Annotated in this window: 20 protein-coding genes; 4 read left to right on the top strand and 16 right to left on the bottom strand. The window is 31.7% G+C overall.

Annotation, left to right across the window (positions count from 1 at the left end):
- The first annotated feature begins 165 nt into the window (after positions 1-165).
- On the top strand, positions 166-420 hold the full coding sequence (locus ACFVRR_RS03655) for a hypothetical protein (RefSeq protein ID WP_097978664.1): 255 nt from the start codon (positions 166-168) through the stop codon (positions 418-420).
- Between the two features lie 81 nt (positions 421-501).
- On the opposite strand, the gene ACFVRR_RS03650 is transcribed toward ACFVRR_RS03655, so the two are convergent.
- Positions 502-3,249 carry a dynamin family protein gene (locus ACFVRR_RS03650; protein ID WP_387324724.1) on the bottom strand — a complete coding sequence of 916 codons (2,748 nt, stop codon included), beginning with the start codon at positions 3,247-3,249 and terminating at the stop codon, positions 502-504.
- Positions 3,250-3,452: 203 nt separating this feature from the next.
- Between ACFVRR_RS03650 and ACFVRR_RS03645 the strand changes: the two genes are divergently transcribed.
- A complete protein-coding gene (locus ACFVRR_RS03645) occupies positions 3,453-3,917 on the top strand; it encodes a hypothetical protein (RefSeq protein WP_387324722.1) in 465 nt (154 codons plus the stop codon).
- A 58-nt stretch (positions 3,918-3,975) separates the two neighbouring features.
- On the opposite strand, the gene ACFVRR_RS03640 is transcribed toward ACFVRR_RS03645, so the two are convergent.
- Positions 3,976-4,119: an imidazoleglycerol-phosphate dehydratase gene (locus tag ACFVRR_RS03640; RefSeq protein ID WP_097978661.1), complete on the bottom strand. Its 144-nt coding sequence runs from the start codon at positions 4,117-4,119 to the stop codon at positions 3,976-3,978.
- A gap of 102 nt (positions 4,120-4,221) precedes the next feature.
- Here ACFVRR_RS03640 and ACFVRR_RS03635 point away from each other — a divergent pair, with 102 nt between their 5' ends.
- On the top strand, positions 4,222-4,356 hold the full coding sequence (locus ACFVRR_RS03635) for a hypothetical protein (protein ID WP_286131686.1): 135 nt from the start codon (positions 4,222-4,224) through the stop codon (positions 4,354-4,356).
- Positions 4,357-4,445: 89 nt separating this feature from the next.
- Positions 4,446-4,628, top strand: coding sequence for a hypothetical protein (locus tag ACFVRR_RS03630; RefSeq protein ID WP_387324719.1), 183 nt, complete (start codon positions 4,446-4,448; stop codon positions 4,626-4,628).
- 46 nt (positions 4,629-4,674) lie between these two features.
- On the opposite strand, the gene ACFVRR_RS03625 is transcribed toward ACFVRR_RS03630, so the two are convergent.
- The 14 genes from ACFVRR_RS03625 to ACFVRR_RS03560 all read right to left on the bottom strand — a co-directional run bounded on the left by ACFVRR_RS03625 (position 4,675) and on the right by ACFVRR_RS03560 (position 14,770).
- Entirely contained in the window at positions 4,675-5,250 is a 576-nt protein-coding gene (locus ACFVRR_RS03625) for a GNAT family N-acetyltransferase (protein WP_097978659.1), read from the bottom strand.
- 176 nt (positions 5,251-5,426) lie between these two features.
- Entirely contained in the window at positions 5,427-5,978 is a 552-nt protein-coding gene (locus ACFVRR_RS03620) for a GNAT family N-acetyltransferase (RefSeq protein ID WP_387324716.1), read from the bottom strand.
- A 50-nt stretch (positions 5,979-6,028) separates the two neighbouring features.
- Positions 6,029-6,436, bottom strand: coding sequence for a DUF4288 domain-containing protein (locus tag ACFVRR_RS03615; RefSeq protein ID WP_387324713.1), 408 nt, complete (start codon positions 6,434-6,436; stop codon positions 6,029-6,031).
- A gap of 139 nt (positions 6,437-6,575) precedes the next feature.
- Positions 6,576-7,046: a DinB family protein gene (locus tag ACFVRR_RS03610; RefSeq protein ID WP_387324711.1), complete on the bottom strand. Its 471-nt coding sequence runs from the start codon at positions 7,044-7,046 to the stop codon at positions 6,576-6,578.
- A gap of 291 nt (positions 7,047-7,337) precedes the next feature.
- Positions 7,338-7,535, bottom strand: coding sequence for a hypothetical protein (locus ACFVRR_RS03605; protein ID WP_387324709.1), 198 nt, complete (start codon positions 7,533-7,535; stop codon positions 7,338-7,340).
- Between the two features lie 284 nt (positions 7,536-7,819).
- Positions 7,820-8,650, bottom strand: a complete 831-nt coding sequence (hisJ, locus tag ACFVRR_RS03600) for a histidinol-phosphatase HisJ (protein WP_387324707.1) — start codon at positions 8,648-8,650, stop codon at positions 7,820-7,822.
- Positions 8,647-9,294 (bottom strand): bifunctional phosphoribosyl-AMP cyclohydrolase/phosphoribosyl-ATP diphosphatase HisIE, encoded by a 648-nt coding sequence (gene hisIE, locus ACFVRR_RS03595; RefSeq protein WP_387324705.1) that lies wholly within the window; start codon positions 9,292-9,294, stop codon positions 8,647-8,649. The genes hisJ and hisIE overlap by 4 nt, the downstream gene beginning before the upstream one ends.
- 11 nt (positions 9,295-9,305) lie before the next feature.
- Positions 9,306-10,064 carry an imidazole glycerol phosphate synthase subunit HisF gene (gene hisF / locus ACFVRR_RS03590; RefSeq protein ID WP_387324702.1) on the bottom strand — a complete coding sequence of 253 codons (759 nt, stop codon included), beginning with the start codon at positions 10,062-10,064 and terminating at the stop codon, positions 9,306-9,308.
- The gene (gene hisA, locus ACFVRR_RS03585; protein WP_387324700.1) at positions 10,034-10,765 is read right to left on the bottom strand and encodes a 1-(5-phosphoribosyl)-5-[(5-phosphoribosylamino)methylideneamino]imidazole-4-carboxamide isomerase; all 732 of its coding nucleotides are present in this window, start codon (positions 10,763-10,765) and stop codon (positions 10,034-10,036) included. Before hisA ends, hisF begins: the two co-directional genes overlap by 31 nt.
- The gene (gene hisH, locus ACFVRR_RS03580) at positions 10,743-11,366 is read right to left on the bottom strand and encodes an imidazole glycerol phosphate synthase subunit HisH (protein ID WP_387324697.1); all 624 of its coding nucleotides are present in this window, start codon (positions 11,364-11,366) and stop codon (positions 10,743-10,745) included. The genes hisA and hisH overlap by 23 nt, the downstream gene beginning before the upstream one ends.
- Entirely contained in the window at positions 11,367-11,945 is a 579-nt protein-coding gene (gene hisB / locus ACFVRR_RS03575) for an imidazoleglycerol-phosphate dehydratase HisB (protein WP_387324695.1), read from the bottom strand.
- Positions 11,942-13,228, bottom strand: coding sequence for a histidinol dehydrogenase (gene hisD / locus ACFVRR_RS03570; RefSeq protein WP_387324969.1), 1,287 nt, complete (start codon positions 13,226-13,228; stop codon positions 11,942-11,944). Before hisD ends, hisB begins: the two co-directional genes overlap by 4 nt.
- Positions 13,209-13,856 (bottom strand): ATP phosphoribosyltransferase, encoded by a 648-nt coding sequence (gene hisG / locus ACFVRR_RS03565; protein WP_098426913.1) that lies wholly within the window; start codon positions 13,854-13,856, stop codon positions 13,209-13,211. The genes hisD and hisG overlap by 20 nt, the downstream gene beginning before the upstream one ends.
- Positions 13,853-14,770, bottom strand: a complete 918-nt coding sequence (locus tag ACFVRR_RS03560) for an ATP phosphoribosyltransferase regulatory subunit (RefSeq protein ID WP_387324692.1) — start codon at positions 14,768-14,770, stop codon at positions 13,853-13,855. Before ACFVRR_RS03560 ends, hisG begins: the two co-directional genes overlap by 4 nt.
- Between the last annotated feature and the right edge of the window lie 396 nt (positions 14,771-15,166).

Raw genomic sequence — 15,166 nt, 5'->3', positions numbered from 1 at the left:
TATATTACGAATATTCCTAAATAGTTTTAAGTTACCTTCCTCTAGAATAGAATTAATTTAAAGATGCCCTCACCTGATTTTTCGTGTCATTTTAGCTAACTGTTTTCCATTAAGTTTCATTAGTTCGTTTTGAAGAAACTATAATGATAGAAGGTGATCTATTTTATGAGTCATTTCTTATTAAGTAGACTTGGCAACTGGAAAATACAAATTCATTGCCATCCCGGTATTAGAACAGTTGGGAATGAGCGAGAAGTGCTTTTACTCGATGAAGAACATGAAAAAATTGCACATTTTTCAATTGATACAAAGGGATCCTTTTTAATACTACAAACCCCTTGGGGTGGTTATGTAAAAATTAAAGAAGGCTACCAAACAATCGTTGTACATATTCCGTATGAAGAAGATACAGAGGAATAGTAGAATGCAATACTGCTTTAAAAATAACTGCATAATTCAATAAAAAAAAAAGAGTGTGCCATTTAGCACACTCTTTCCTCATTATTTACGTAATGTTAAAAATTCTAATTGTCTTAATCTTACTGTGAAGAATGTAATCGGATCAAAGTAAATACTTGGATTTGATTTCATATCTTCTAAAGTTTGATTATAGTTAGCAATAGCTACTCTTGTTTCATCAACTATTTCATGGATTTGCTCAAATGGAGCATGTAGGAACATTGATAAATCTCTTGGTAAAGTTTTTTCAAACATTTCAAATTGTAGGAAAAACTTCATTGATAATTCTGATGTTACATCATCATAGTTGACATTATCAACATACTTTTGATATTGAGCAACAAGCTTCGATTTATTTTGTGGTAGTAAACCTAATAAGATACCTGAGCTCTTTAAGATAAATTGAGATGGTGATGAATTTAATAAAATATTCATGTCATCTAGCTGAGTCATAGAAGTCATTCGATCAGCATCACGGCGCCAGTCATCTAATACTTTAAAATCACACTCAAGATTTAAATATTCATTTCCAATGTACTCATTTAAAGAATCACTCATTTCAGTTAAGTAACCTTGAGTACCTTCTAATAAAACACCTGATTCTTTAATCCAATTTTGAAGAGCATCATTTAGTTTCGGTAAAGTATTCTCTCTTACATACTCACCAATTCGAAGATTCATCTCTTCGTTAATCGTTTCAAGAATTGTACCGAAATCACTATCTTCTTTAATTAATTCTTTACATTCTTTGAGTAGACCAGGAATACTTAGCTTCAGGTCATATTTTAATTCGTCTTTTAATTCACGATACGAGCTTTTAATTGTATTTAAATGTTCCATTTCTTTATCTTTTAAAGAATGTAATAGACCATTTAATTTGTCATCAAGAACTTCATTCCATTTAACATTAGCACGTAATTCGTCTTCTTTCTCAACTCGTTTTTCTAATAAGAAATTAATTAATTTGCGAATAGCTAATAATAATTTCTCTGTTTGTTTAGAATTTGCTTCAGTTGAAAGAACGTTATCCTCTATAAATAATTCTAAATCTTTAAATTGATCGTGATTACTATAAATTGAAGAATAAGGTAATACTTTAGCGCTAGGGAAATCCAGATTAACTTTCGCTTGGATTTCAGCGCGAACTCGATCAATTTCTTCTTTACTATAAATAGAATCCATCTTATTTAAAATAAAGTGAATCGGTAGAGTTGGTAATTCTTTATGAATTTTAACTAGTAAAGATCGTTCGTTTTCTGTATAAGGTGCAGTAGCATTTAAAACATAAACAAGTCGATCTGCAAGTTTTACAGACTGAAATAATGCTTTTGTATTAACCTGGTTTCCATCAATTCCAGGTGTGTCAATGATTGATAGGCGATGCTTTTCTAAAAATGAATTTGGTAATTTATAATATACTAATTCATCACCTTTTAACAGATTATTTTCAACTGTTGTTAAATCGTAAAAATCTGCAAATTCAGCAAGCTTTGTATTTCCTTCCTTCGAAAATACGCTAATATTTGAATCATTATCTTGTTCAAATAATACAGGCATTGTCGTAGAAGAACCCATCATTTTCTCACCTAAAAGTGAGTTTACAAATGAAGATTTACCGTTACCTGATGTACCAGCAACAAGCATAGTTGTATTTTCAAATTGAGTTAATTTACTTGTCCACCACTCAAATCGTTCTCCAACTTCTATTTCATTTAAAGCAGACCATTGTAAAATGTTTTCAAATAATTCTTTTCCAATTTCGAAGCAATCAGGCGTTTTTAATAATTGTTCAAATGCCATTTCTGCGTCAGCAACAATTTGATAATCAATACGGCCTGGGAATAATCGATCCCATGCAAGTGTTGCAGTCGTTGCTAAAACTGCTCCTTTTAAATCGGTAATACGTAACCAATTTGTTAAGAAGCTTGGCATCACTTCCTCAAGCTGAGCTACAAAATAATCACCTTCAACTAATTCTTCGTATGACATTGAATAGATTGATGGCAAACGATTCCACTTCACACCTGTCTCAACATTGATTTGGAATAACATATCATTAAATGTTTGTAACCAATTTACATAAACTGATTGTTCTCTGTAACTATTCCAAAGTGCTTCTACCATTAATTCAAAGTGCTCAAGATCGACTTTAGCCAATGATAGTAACGGTTGCACAAAGTAACTTGGTGCCATTTCTTTTGTTACACCATTTATAATGTATTCTCTTAATATAATAAACCATTTTAAATCTTCTGTACGAATTGATTCATCTGAAGCTAGCGCTACAGCACTAGTCCAATCATGATTTTTTTCATAAAAATTACGTGCAATTCTCGTTACATTTGGATAATCAGGATTATATTTTACTGCTTCTTTAATAATACGATCTGCTTCCTCGTATTTCGAAACATCGATATAAAGAGAGAATAGATTTAAGAAAATTTCAGATGTCAAAGTACTACTATCTGTTTTAACTTCTTTATATAGCTTTTCTGCTGTTTCATATGCACCAATTTCATAATAAGAATCAGCAATATTTTTCTTTGCCCAATCGCTTAACTGGTTTCCTACTTTTTCCCATTTGAAAACTGCAGATTCAAAATCTTTATTTTCAAAATAAACTTCACCTTGTGCAAATCGGATAGATGAAAGATCCATATCATCATTTTGTTCATTGTAAAGGTCAGCTAAAACTGCAATAGGATGGTTATCGTTTTCATTTTCATTTAAATACGATTTATAAAATTGTTTTTTAATAAATTGTTCTTTCACTTTAACTTCAACTGTCATGTTATCACCTACTATGTATAATAAAATCAAATTAATTCCAAAAATATGCCAAAAGGATTATGTTAAATTTATACAGCATTATTATTCTACCAAATTAGAGTAGCTGAAATTGTGACAATTCTATGTCATTTTCAAAAGATTTTTGTTATATTTGTTACGTTACATACAAAACATAGGTAAAAGAATATTTTTTTGGAGGCATTATGCTAACTTACGAAGAAAAACTAACAATTATTGAATCATTTCCAGAATTAACTAAAAAGCCAGTCTCACTTGGACGTACAAATTTTCAATACGAAGAAAGTTTAAAAGAAAAGAAGAATGTGGTATATCATTTACATCCTAATGGAAACGGCTTTGTATATGCTGAAGGTATTAAAGGGTACAAAACAAACGATAAAGGTATGGTAAATATAAGAGAATTTACTGAAGACGAACTTCGTACACTACTTACTAAATCAATTGAAAGTCTATCTTTTGAACCTATTTTTGAAGAAGATGAAGAAGTTGAAGAAATCTGGGTTAATGCGAACGGTCAAGTCCTTAAACTTGTTTCAGAAATGGACATGTGGAATGTTTACGCAGGAGAAAATCTTGATGGTACATTCAATAGCTACGGTGAAGCTTGTGAATATTTAGATGAAGAAGGATTTAATGTTCAAGACTAAACATCGTTAGAAAAAATTTAGAGCTTGGGAAATCCAAGCTCTTTTTTAATTAAATATTTTAGTGTAATTCTGTTTGTGATTTACTACCTTTTTTAGAGCGATAGACATTTCCTTTTGTGTTGTCACCACTAGTAGGTGCTTGTCCATGAAGTTCAGGTGCGTTTTGATTTTTACTTCCTTTGCTGCCATTTTTACTTGTCATTTTGCTTCCTCCTAATACCATTTATCATAAATAGATTCCCATTTTAAATTAAAGATTATTCAAGGAATTTAAGCACATAATAATAAAAAAGGAGGGTTAAACATGGCAAAAGGACATACAAACAAAGGTCCACAGAAAAGTTCTGTAGATCAATTTGGACATTCAGAGGAATCTGCTTATTCGAAGAGTAAAAAAATGGAAGAGTTTCATAAAAAAAATACTGAAAAAGACAGCTAATAGAACTTTTAATTCTTTTAAATGTACTTGCTAATTTTCCTTCAACAAGTCATTATAAAAGTATGATTAAATTGGAGGAAACAAAATTTATGAGCGAAAATAACAATGAACCAAAAAAAGTTAGTCTTCAGGAATTAATGAAACAAAAGTTGGCTAGCAAAAAACAGCAAAATTCTATTCAAAATTCTGGAGTAAATGCTGTTAAAGATATGACGAAAAAGAATCAAATTTCTAAAAAGCCAAATAATCAACGCAAACGTATGGGTGTGTAATTAGAAAAAACGACTGAGGCAATCAGTCGTTTTTGATTTCACATTTTTATATGTCTTCTAAGAGATTTTGATTGCTATTATTTTCACCAAAGGTTAAAACTTCCTCTACTGGCTGATAAGATTCACCGTAAAAATGTGTATCTCTATATGTATGAATCATATTATATGTTTTTTTCATTGCTTTAAAAATCATCTCTTCACTCTCATTATTTGGAGACCAGTACAAAATTTCCATAGGGTTTATTTCTTGAGTAGCTAGTGAACGTCTGTTATAGCCAATCGATTGAGCATGCTCAAAACCTTCTCTTTTATAAAAGCGAAGCCTTTTTTCTGTATCCGTATCTTCATAATTAACTGGTTCAACCTCTAAAATAATCGGTTTGCCCTTCTTCTTTAGCTTTTCAAGCAATTTATACCCAAGACCCTGCCCACGGGCATCTTTCGAAACGAACAAGTAATCGATAAAGACAAAATCATCTAGTTCCGCATACATTAAAACATGATGTGGACCTTCATCTTTATGGTAAATATCTGGTCTCTCTTTCAATAAGGTTTCCATATGTTCCCTTGATTTCATTTCTTCAACTGGAAAATACTGATTTAGTTTTTCATACCAATGCATTGATATTCTCCTTTTCTTACATGCAGTTTATAGCATCACACTAGACAAGTCATTATTTCATTTAACTCATTAGTAAATATCTATCCAAAAATAATTAGTAAGTCCTTTCAAATGAAGTATTTGAAGTATTAATACTTTTCATGCAAGAAAAAAAGTTCATTGATATGAAATTAACATTATTTCCTTAAGGAAACCCAATCTTCCGCTAACATTCCATAAACGATGTGATCTACATAATGATCATACAACCATTCTGCTTTCCTGATCCGGCCTTCTTGAAAGAATCCTAACCTCTTGGGAATAGCACGACTTTTTGTATTTTCAACAGCAGCACGAATCTCGACCCGATTTAGCAATAGATCTGTTAATGCATAATGAACAAATGCATGACAAGCTTTTGACATTATGCCTGTACCTTCAAACCCCTTTCCTAGCCAATAACCGATACTTGTCGACTTATTTGACCAATCAATTTTATGGAACCCAATAACCCCAACAAGTTTTGAATTTGACCAAATACCAGCTTGAAATCCATTATTTTCAGCAAATTGTTTCATAGTTGATTTTATAAAATTCTCTGTATCCTCAGGTTTTTGATTATATGCTATTAATGGCAACCATTCTTTTAAATGTTCCATAGAATTGATTGTTAATTTGTATAACTCATCTGCATCTTGTAGAGTTAATAACTTTAATTGCAAGTTTTCTTCAATTTTATAACTAAACATAATCATTACTCCCTCAAAATTTGGTTTTTTTCAACCTAATTGCTGACTTCTTACTCAATAAAATCTCGGTCATTAATTGAACTAAGCTTTCCTGTCGGCAAATCATCAGGAACTCTTATAAAACGAGAATATAGTTCAGTTCCTGTTTGAAGCTTTTTATCAAATAAATTAAAGCAATCGATTACTCTTATGAACTTCCATTCTACTGTTTCATCATATTGATTTAAGTATTCCACTTCATTTTTTATTGCTACTTTTTCACCAATTAAATAAGCTTCTTCCTCTGAAGGTGCTTTAATAAGTAAAATGCTATCCTCAAATGTCTTTTGTCCGTCACTACCGTAATCTTCATCGATTTTTTCTGGTGAAGGATTTCCTGATATTTTACATTCATTTAACACTTTTACTGAAAACCATTCCCATTTATTTAATCTTTTTTTTCGTAATCTTTTTCTCATTTTTCCCCTCTAAATATATTACGATTAATAATAATACACTCGATTAATTATACCAGGAATATCCAATTTCTATTTCCGTACTTCCTCCCCGATTGTCTAATACAAAAAAGACAGCTTTAAGCTGCCTTAGTCGATTATGTCAACGATGTGATGGCCACGATCCTTGCATTTTTCTTATTTGAATAATTTGTCCGGTATGGTAAGCGTCATGTAGTAATAAATCCATTAATTTGACTTCAAAAGAATTTCTCATTAATTCCTCATCTGTCATATTACTCAATAGCTGTCTTAAACTACAACTAATATTTTCCAAACGTTCAACTACCTTCTTCCATTCATTTACATCATTCGATGGTTCAGTAAAAAAGAATGTTTGGTCACCGTCTAGATTCTGTGTCCACTCTCTACCTTCTAAATTTGCTACAATCCTCTCTTTGTAATAAAGAAGATGATTAACGTTTTCCCAAATTGATTTAGTTGCATCCCCTGATGGTCTCCAACCAGCTTGTTCAGCTGTAATTCCTACAATTGAATCTTTTAGTGGAGCAAACCAACTTTCCTTATCATATGTTTTGTCTAATACGTTTAAAAACATTTCTTTTCGATTCATAAAAATTCCCTCCTTTTTTTAAACTCTAATAATTTTAGAAATTACTTCTGTAAAGTCTCCTCATAACCATTAAACTTCATTAAAAAAGTTGGACTAAACTTGAACTAAATGATAACAATTGATTCATATAGAGGTCACCACTGTTTATTTATTCAACAAATGGCTATTTTTACCTTTTATTTTTAACTTTCTAATAACATTTGCATCTTTGGGATCAACCTTCTAGAAATTAGCCATAAATACATCTATTAAAAGAAAAAAAGAGTCACAACCATGACTCTCTAAGTAGCATTAACTTTTAACTACAATGTTAAGTACAAACATAACTATAAACACACCAGAAAGAACACTAACTTTTTGAAACTTTGTTCGTTTTTCAAACCAGTCCCATCTTTGGTACTCGGTATGAACAAGCCCAAAATGAAACATCAAATAATCAATCGTACTCATTAATAAAGCCCCTAATACAACCCAAATAATATTTGACATTCAAATTCTCCCTTTATAAAAACTATATTTAGAAATAATTTCTAAATTTTTCTTAATTGTACAATAATATTTGATTTTTGTAATTAGGGGGAATTTCACCATTCCAAGAAAATTATCACAAAAAAAACGATAAATTATCAATTTATCGTTAGCGTGTTGAAATAATACATAATCATAACATTTAATGAGTTAGTTAATGAGTTAGTTAATTAGCAAGCTGATGTAAATTACTTACTCAAAATGTTCTAACAGATCAGTATCCTCTTATTAATATCACTTGATCGTCAGCAAGATTTTTTACTATTTAAAGAATAAACCTCATATCCTCTTCCAACATCTTTTACACTATGGGAATCAGAACCATACATTAACTCTATATTTAAGGAATTCGCAATTTCAACGACATGGTTTGGTGGATATGTTTCCCCACAATACTCTTTAAATAATCCTGCAGTATTATAGTCTAAAATATAGTTTTTTTCTTTTATTAGCTTTAGTAGTTCAACTTGTTTATTTAAGATCTTTTCCGTATCTTCACATTTCAAAAATTGTTTAAATTTATTGCATAGAGTCATATGGCCGATTCTTTTTGGTTTAAACGGACCTAAATCATCAATGATTGACTGTTTTACTAAATCGTAATATGCGAGTTGAAATGCTTCTGTGCTACCATAGTAATGTACTAAACCAGAAAGAGTATCTTCAGCTTTATAATCAATACAATGCCAACCATTTTTTCCTTCCAGATAATGAACTGACAAAAGTCCTGTGTCACAATATTTACCATATTCTTTTAAAAAATCTTTAAACCATACTGATTCACTCGGTAAATAATCGTATTCAAATCCAATTTTTATACGAATTCGATCCTTATACTTGTCTCTTACTTTATACATTTCGTTAATATATTCGTCTACTTCATTTTCAGACATCGCAAGCGAAGCAACTGCTTCATTTGGCTTTAAGCAGTTTTGAAATGTTGCTGGTACTGGTGAATGCTCAGTGATATGGTATTCATCAAACCCAAGATCAATTGCTTTTTCGATCATTAATTGTACGTCATCACCACTTCCGTGCGGACAATATTGCGTATGTGTGTGGCCATCAATTTTCAAGATTTTACTTTCTCCTTTCTATTTATTAAGCAATTGTTTATCTCTTCTAGTTTTATTCCTTTTTCAACCATTAAAACAATTGTGTGATAAACTAGATCACTAATCTCATATATTAATTCTTCTGTTCCTTCATTTTTAGCTCCAATAATTACTTCGCTTGTCTCTTCACCTACTTTTTTCAAGATCTTATCAATTCCTTGATTAAATAAATAGGTAGTATAAGATCCTTCAATCGGATTCTCTTTTCGATCTCGTATCGTTTCATAGAGATTAGGCAAATAGCTTAATGATTCATTTTGAACAATATTTTTTTCTTGCATTAAAGTTAGTTTTTCGGAAAAACAACTGTAGCTTCCTGTGTGGCATGCTACTCCTACTTGTTCAACCTGTAGTAATATTGAGTCTTGATCACAATCATAAGAAATCGATTTAACATATTGAAGATTCCCCGATGTTTCTCCTTTTTTCCAAATTGACCTGCGACTTCTACTATAAAATGTGGCAAATCCAGTATCGATTGTTAGTTTAATTGATTCATTATTCATATATGCCAACATTAATACTTCTTTCGTATTAATATCTTGTACAATAGCTGGTACTAACCCTTGTTCATTAAAGCGAATTTTTTCGATATCAAAAAACATGTTTTCTCCTCCTATAGTCGAACTGGAATATTTTTTTCATTTAAATAGTCTTTTAATTCACTAATTTTGATTTCTCCAAAATGGAATACTGATGCAGCTAAAACTCCATCGACATTTGCATATTCAATCGCATCATAAAAGTGTTCTACTTTTCCTGCGCCACCAGATGCGATAACCGGAACATTAACGGCATTTGTAATTTTTTGCAGCAATCGGATATCAAAGCCTCTTTTCATACCATCTTCATCAATACTATTTAAGACGATTTCACCCGCTCCAAGTTCTACACCTTTCTTTGCCCAATCAATCGCATCCCATTCAGTCTCTTTCCGACCACCATTTATAAACACTTTATAATTGCCTACTTTATTTAACTTTACATCAATTGAAAGCACAACGCATTGCGATCCAAAACGATCAGATGCTTCCTTAATTAAATTCGGATTTAAAATTGCGGCAGAATTGATTGAGACTTTATCGGCTCCATTTCTTAATAGTTTCGTAATATCATCAATCGAACGTACTCCCCCTCCAACACTGAACGGAATACGCAATTCCTTCGCTACTTCTGAAACAAATTTCAATGATATATCTCTTTCTTCATTTGAGGCTGTAATATCATAAAATACTAACTCGTCAGCACCATTATCACTATAATATTTTCCTAGTTTTGTAGGTGAGTCAACATCTTGAATACTTGAAAACTGTTTTCCTTTCACGACTCGTCCATTACGAACGTCTAAGCACGGTATAATTCTTCTTGCAAGCATTTAAGTGCCTCCTCAACTGTAAATTTTCCTTCATATAATGCTTTACCTGAAATCGCGCCATAAATATTTAACTTACGAAGTGACTTTAGATCATTCAATGAGCTCACTCCACCTGAAGCGATAATATTTAAATTTGTTTCTTCAGTTAATCTTTTATATGCTTCTAAATTAGGTCCACTTAACATTCCGTCCTTTGATATATCAGTGTAAACGACTGTTTTCACACCGAGTTGCTCTAGCTGTTTACAAAATTCAAAGCTATCTTGATTTGTCGACTCTTCCCATCCATTTATGGCTACAAAACTGTTTTTTGCATCTACTCCTACAATAATTCGATCACTATATTTTAAAACAGCTTGTTCTAAAAGCTGTCTATTAATAATTGCAGCTGTACCTAAAATCACTTTTTCCACACCTAATTCTAACCAAAATGAAATCGAATCAAGTGATCTTATTCCTCCACCTAATTGAATGTTTAAATTCGTATTTTGAACGATTTCTTTAATAATCGAAGCATTTTTCCGTTCTCCAGTTCTTGCACCATCTAAATCAACGATATGTAATACTTTTGCACCTGCTTTTTCAAAATCTAACGCAACTTCAAGTGGTGAATTCTTATAAATTACTTTCTTATTAAAGTCTCCTTGCTCAAGGCGAACGCAATTACCGTCCTTTAAATCAATTGCTGGATATAGAATCATATAAACACATCTCCTTAAATGCTTTTAATAAATTTAGACCTGTTTCTGCACTTTTTTCAGGATGAAATTGCATTCCGTAAATATTATTGGATTTAATAATTGCTGGAATCTTTACCCCGTAATCGGAATAAGCTAAAAGCTCATCATTTGTTGAACTTATATAAAATGAGTGTACAAAATAGACATAATCGCCTTCATTTATATATTTTAATAATGCTTCCTGTTTAGTAAAATTTAACTTGTTCCAGCCCATATGTGGAACTTTTACAATGTCAGGTATACGTTTTACTTGACCTTTAATTAAGCCGAGCCCACTTGCCCCGAAATTTTCTTCACTAAATTCATATAGTAATTGCATTCCTAGACAAATTCCTAAAATCGGAGTACCGCTTTTTGCCTTTGACTTTATACAATCTACTAAACCAAGTCGATTTAATTCGTTCATCGCTGCTTCATATGCCCCAACACCTGGTAGAATAATAGAAGAAGCTTGCTCAATCACTTCAATTTCATTCGTAATGACTACAGGAAAATCAATTTCTTCACATGCTCTTTTTAATGAATCTAAATTACCAACACCATAATCAATAATAATATTCACTTATAACATTCCTTTCGTGGAAGGTAACTTAGTCGAAGTTACTTCAACTGCTTGTTTAACCGCTCTACCAAACGCTTTAAATAAAGCTTCAATTTTGTGATGATCATTTTCTCCATATAAAACTTCCATATGACAATTCATTCTAGCTTCAGAACTTAATGATTTAAAAAATTCTTTAAAATTCTGTGTATCAATCATTCCTATTCGTTCTCTTACTGTTCGATCATTATAAACAAGATACGGTCTTCCACTAAAATCGACGACAACTCTTGCTAACGTTTCATCCATTGGAATGTAGCATGAACCGTAACGATTAATGCCAATTTTTTCTTCTAAGGCAATTAATAAGGCTTTACCTAATGCGATACCAACATCTTCTGTTGTGTGATGATCATCTACTTCAAGATCACCCTCACAAAATACTTCTAAGTCTATTCCGCTATGGAATGAAAATAACGTTAACATATGATCCAAAAAACCAATTCCAGTTTGAATCGTACTTACTCCATCACCATCTAAATTTAGCTTCAATTGAATATTTGTTTCATTTGTTTGTCTTGTTATCACTGCAGTTCTCACATTGAATCCTCCTCAAATCGAATACTAATTGCTTTACCGTGACCAAATAGTCCTTCTTCCTCCGCGATCAATTCAATATGTTTTCTTGCTTCACTTAAGGCAGCCTTATTGTAATAAACAACGGATGTTTTCTTTTGAAAATCATTTACATTTAATGGCGAGGTAAATCTTGCAGTTCCGCTAGTCGGTAATGTATGATTTGTTCCAGCAAAGTAATCGCCAACCGGCTCTGGAGTATAGTCTCCTAAAAAAATAGCACCAGCATTTTTAATTTTATGAACGATCGACTCTGGATTTTTTATCATTAGTTCAAGATGTTCAGGCGCTAACTTATTAACAAGCTCAATACCTTCCTCGATTGTTTTAACGACGATAATGGCTCCAAAATTTTCGAATGAGCTTTGAATAATTTCTTTTCTAGGTTGTTCTTCTAATAAGTTAGGTATTTCTTGCTGTATTTTTTGTGCAAACTCTTCTGAATTCGTAATCACAATACTAGATGCCATTTCATCATGCTCCGCCTGTGCCATTAAATCAGCAGCAATAAATCTCGGATTGGCTGTTTCATCTGCTAATATGACAACCTCTGTTGGACCTGCAACCATATCAATTCCTACTATGCCTGAAACACTTTTCTTAGCGAGCGCCACATAAATATTGCCTGGACCAACTATTTTATCTACTTTTTCAATTGTTTCAGTTCCATACGCCAGTGCCCCGATTGCTTGTGCTCCACCAATTTTTAGCACTTTTGTAACACCAGCTAATTTGGCAGCTACTAGAATGGAAGGCTTAATTTTTCCTTCTTTATTTGGTGGCGTTACAATGACAATTTCATTCACCCCGGCTATTTTTGCAGGAATCACATTCATTAAAACTGTTGATGGGTATGCCGCTTTTCCACCTGGGATATACACACCTACTCTTTCAATCGGATTAATTAATTGTTGAACATATGAATTTTTTCCATTTATTTTATAACCATCTTGCAGTTGCTTTTCATGATATGTCTCTATATTTTTCTTAGCTTCAATTAATGCATTTATTAAGTTTTCATCAGTATGTTCTAGGGCTTCATTAAACTCATCTTCACTTACTTCAAAGCTTTTTAGTTTCACCTCATCATAAATTAAAGAATACTGACGTACAGCTTCATCACCATTTTCTTTCACATTTAATAAAATCTTTTCTACGCTTTTTGTAATCTCAACAGTAGGTAAATTCGTTCGACTTATAATACTTTCAAGTTTTTCGCTTTTTTGATTAATCGATAAAATTTCCAGCATATATGTTCCTGCCCTTCTTAATTTTTTCGATAAATTCAGTAATACGGAAATAGTTAAATCGATAACTTACACGATTTGAAATCACTCTAGCACTGATCGGGATCATTTCTTCTAAGATGACTAACCCATTTGCCTTTAAAGTACTTCCCGTTTCTACTAAGTCAACAATAATATCTGACATTCCTACAATTGGTGCTAATTCAACAGAACCGTTTAAATAGATAAGTTCAATATTTTGCCTAAACTGAAAATACTTCGAAGTAATATTTGGATATTTTGTTGCAACTCTTAACGTTTCATCACCTCGATCAATTAACGTTCCTGGAAAACCCGCTGCTGCAAAAATGCATTTTCCAAGTTCTAAATCCATCAACTCATAGACATCTTTCTCTTGTTCTAACAGAATGTCTTTTCCTACAAAACCAAGATCGCAAACACCTCGTTCAACGTATGTAGCGACATCTACAGGTTTCACTACTAAATATTTAATTTTATTTAATTCATCTTCAAAAATTAGTTTTCTAGTTTTAGAATCAATTACTTTTCGATAACCAGACTGACTTAATATTTTAATAACCTCATCTTCAAGTCTTCCTTTTGCAACCGCAACTGTTAGCCAACTCACTTTACATCCCTCATTTGACATGTTATCCAAGCATTTGTATCAATCGAAAATCCGATCGCATCAATACTGTTTTCCGAATCTTCAGACACCAGAAGGTAGCGTCCTCCACTTAAAACCTCTTTATTTAACTGATCATAATACCCTTTAAAAACAATTCCGTCATAATAATCAAATTCATTTACGATTGATAAATCAAGAAGAATATTTGGACTAATTTCTTGAAATTTGATTACCTTTTCAACAGCATTTTCCATTTCATTATTTAATACTAAGCTTCTAAGTAATGCATGAAGCTTTTCTCCCTTACCTTGTAAGCTAAATAACTGTTCAAAAACATTTCTAGCTTGAAACGGTAAATTAATTGACTGAATAAAACGTTCTAATTCATCTATGTTTTTTAAATAAATTAGCTTTTTCAATTTGTTTTTTTGCGACTCGGTTAAATTACATTCCTTAAATAATCCTTCGATAAACCCTGTATGCCCGATTTCTAAAATAAAAGGAACTTTGCTTAATAAATCAATTGCCATAATAACTACTTCTATTTCAGATGCTTCAGTAATTTGCCCTAAATTTTCAACACCAAATTGATTAATTTCTTCAAGCTCTAGCCCCATATTTCGATAGATTGTTGATTGATAAAATACTTTACATTTCTCTTCCTTTTGCGCGATTGGATAAATTTCTTTCATCAATGCACTAGTTAAATCAGGTCTTAACAAGAAAATTTGCTGTAAACGTGTTAAAACAACAACTAAGTCTTCTCTAGCTAATCTAGGGTTTCGACTTGAAAATGAATCATACTCTTCAAATAACTGAGGATGAAAAGGAATATATCCTCGCTCTAGTGCATAATCTTCCATTTTTCTTTTATATCGATAATTGACTAATGACTGCTTTAATTTCCCATCCAATTGAACATTCCCCCTTCTAGAAAAAACAAAAAGGCCATACAGGTTAAATGCCTGTATGGCCTTCTGGCACGACACAAGCACCTTTTTCGTAACACGAAGAGGGCTTGCATCTACGGTCAATTTTTGTCCATAGATTCAAACCCTGGGTGGATGATGATGTTGTAGCCCATTATTCGTGCGTGCGAAAAACATGTTCATGTCTCCTTTTTCGTTTTATTTTTATTCATCTTAATGAATTTGATATAAGTTGTCAATCCCTTTTGAAAAATAAAAATTTTGAAAGGGTTTACATTAGCTTTTTTTAATTTATTGAATAAAATGTCTTTTTTATTCTTAAAGCGATTGGTTTTGTTAAAATAAATTTTTGCTAGTGGTCATAAAACACAATTACATAAT

Source organism: Gottfriedia sp. NPDC057948 (genome assembly GCF_042887255.1).
Lineage (GTDB): Bacteria > Bacillota > Bacilli > Bacillales > Bacillaceae_G > Gottfriedia.
This window is presented reverse-complemented; position numbering and strand designations above follow the sequence as displayed.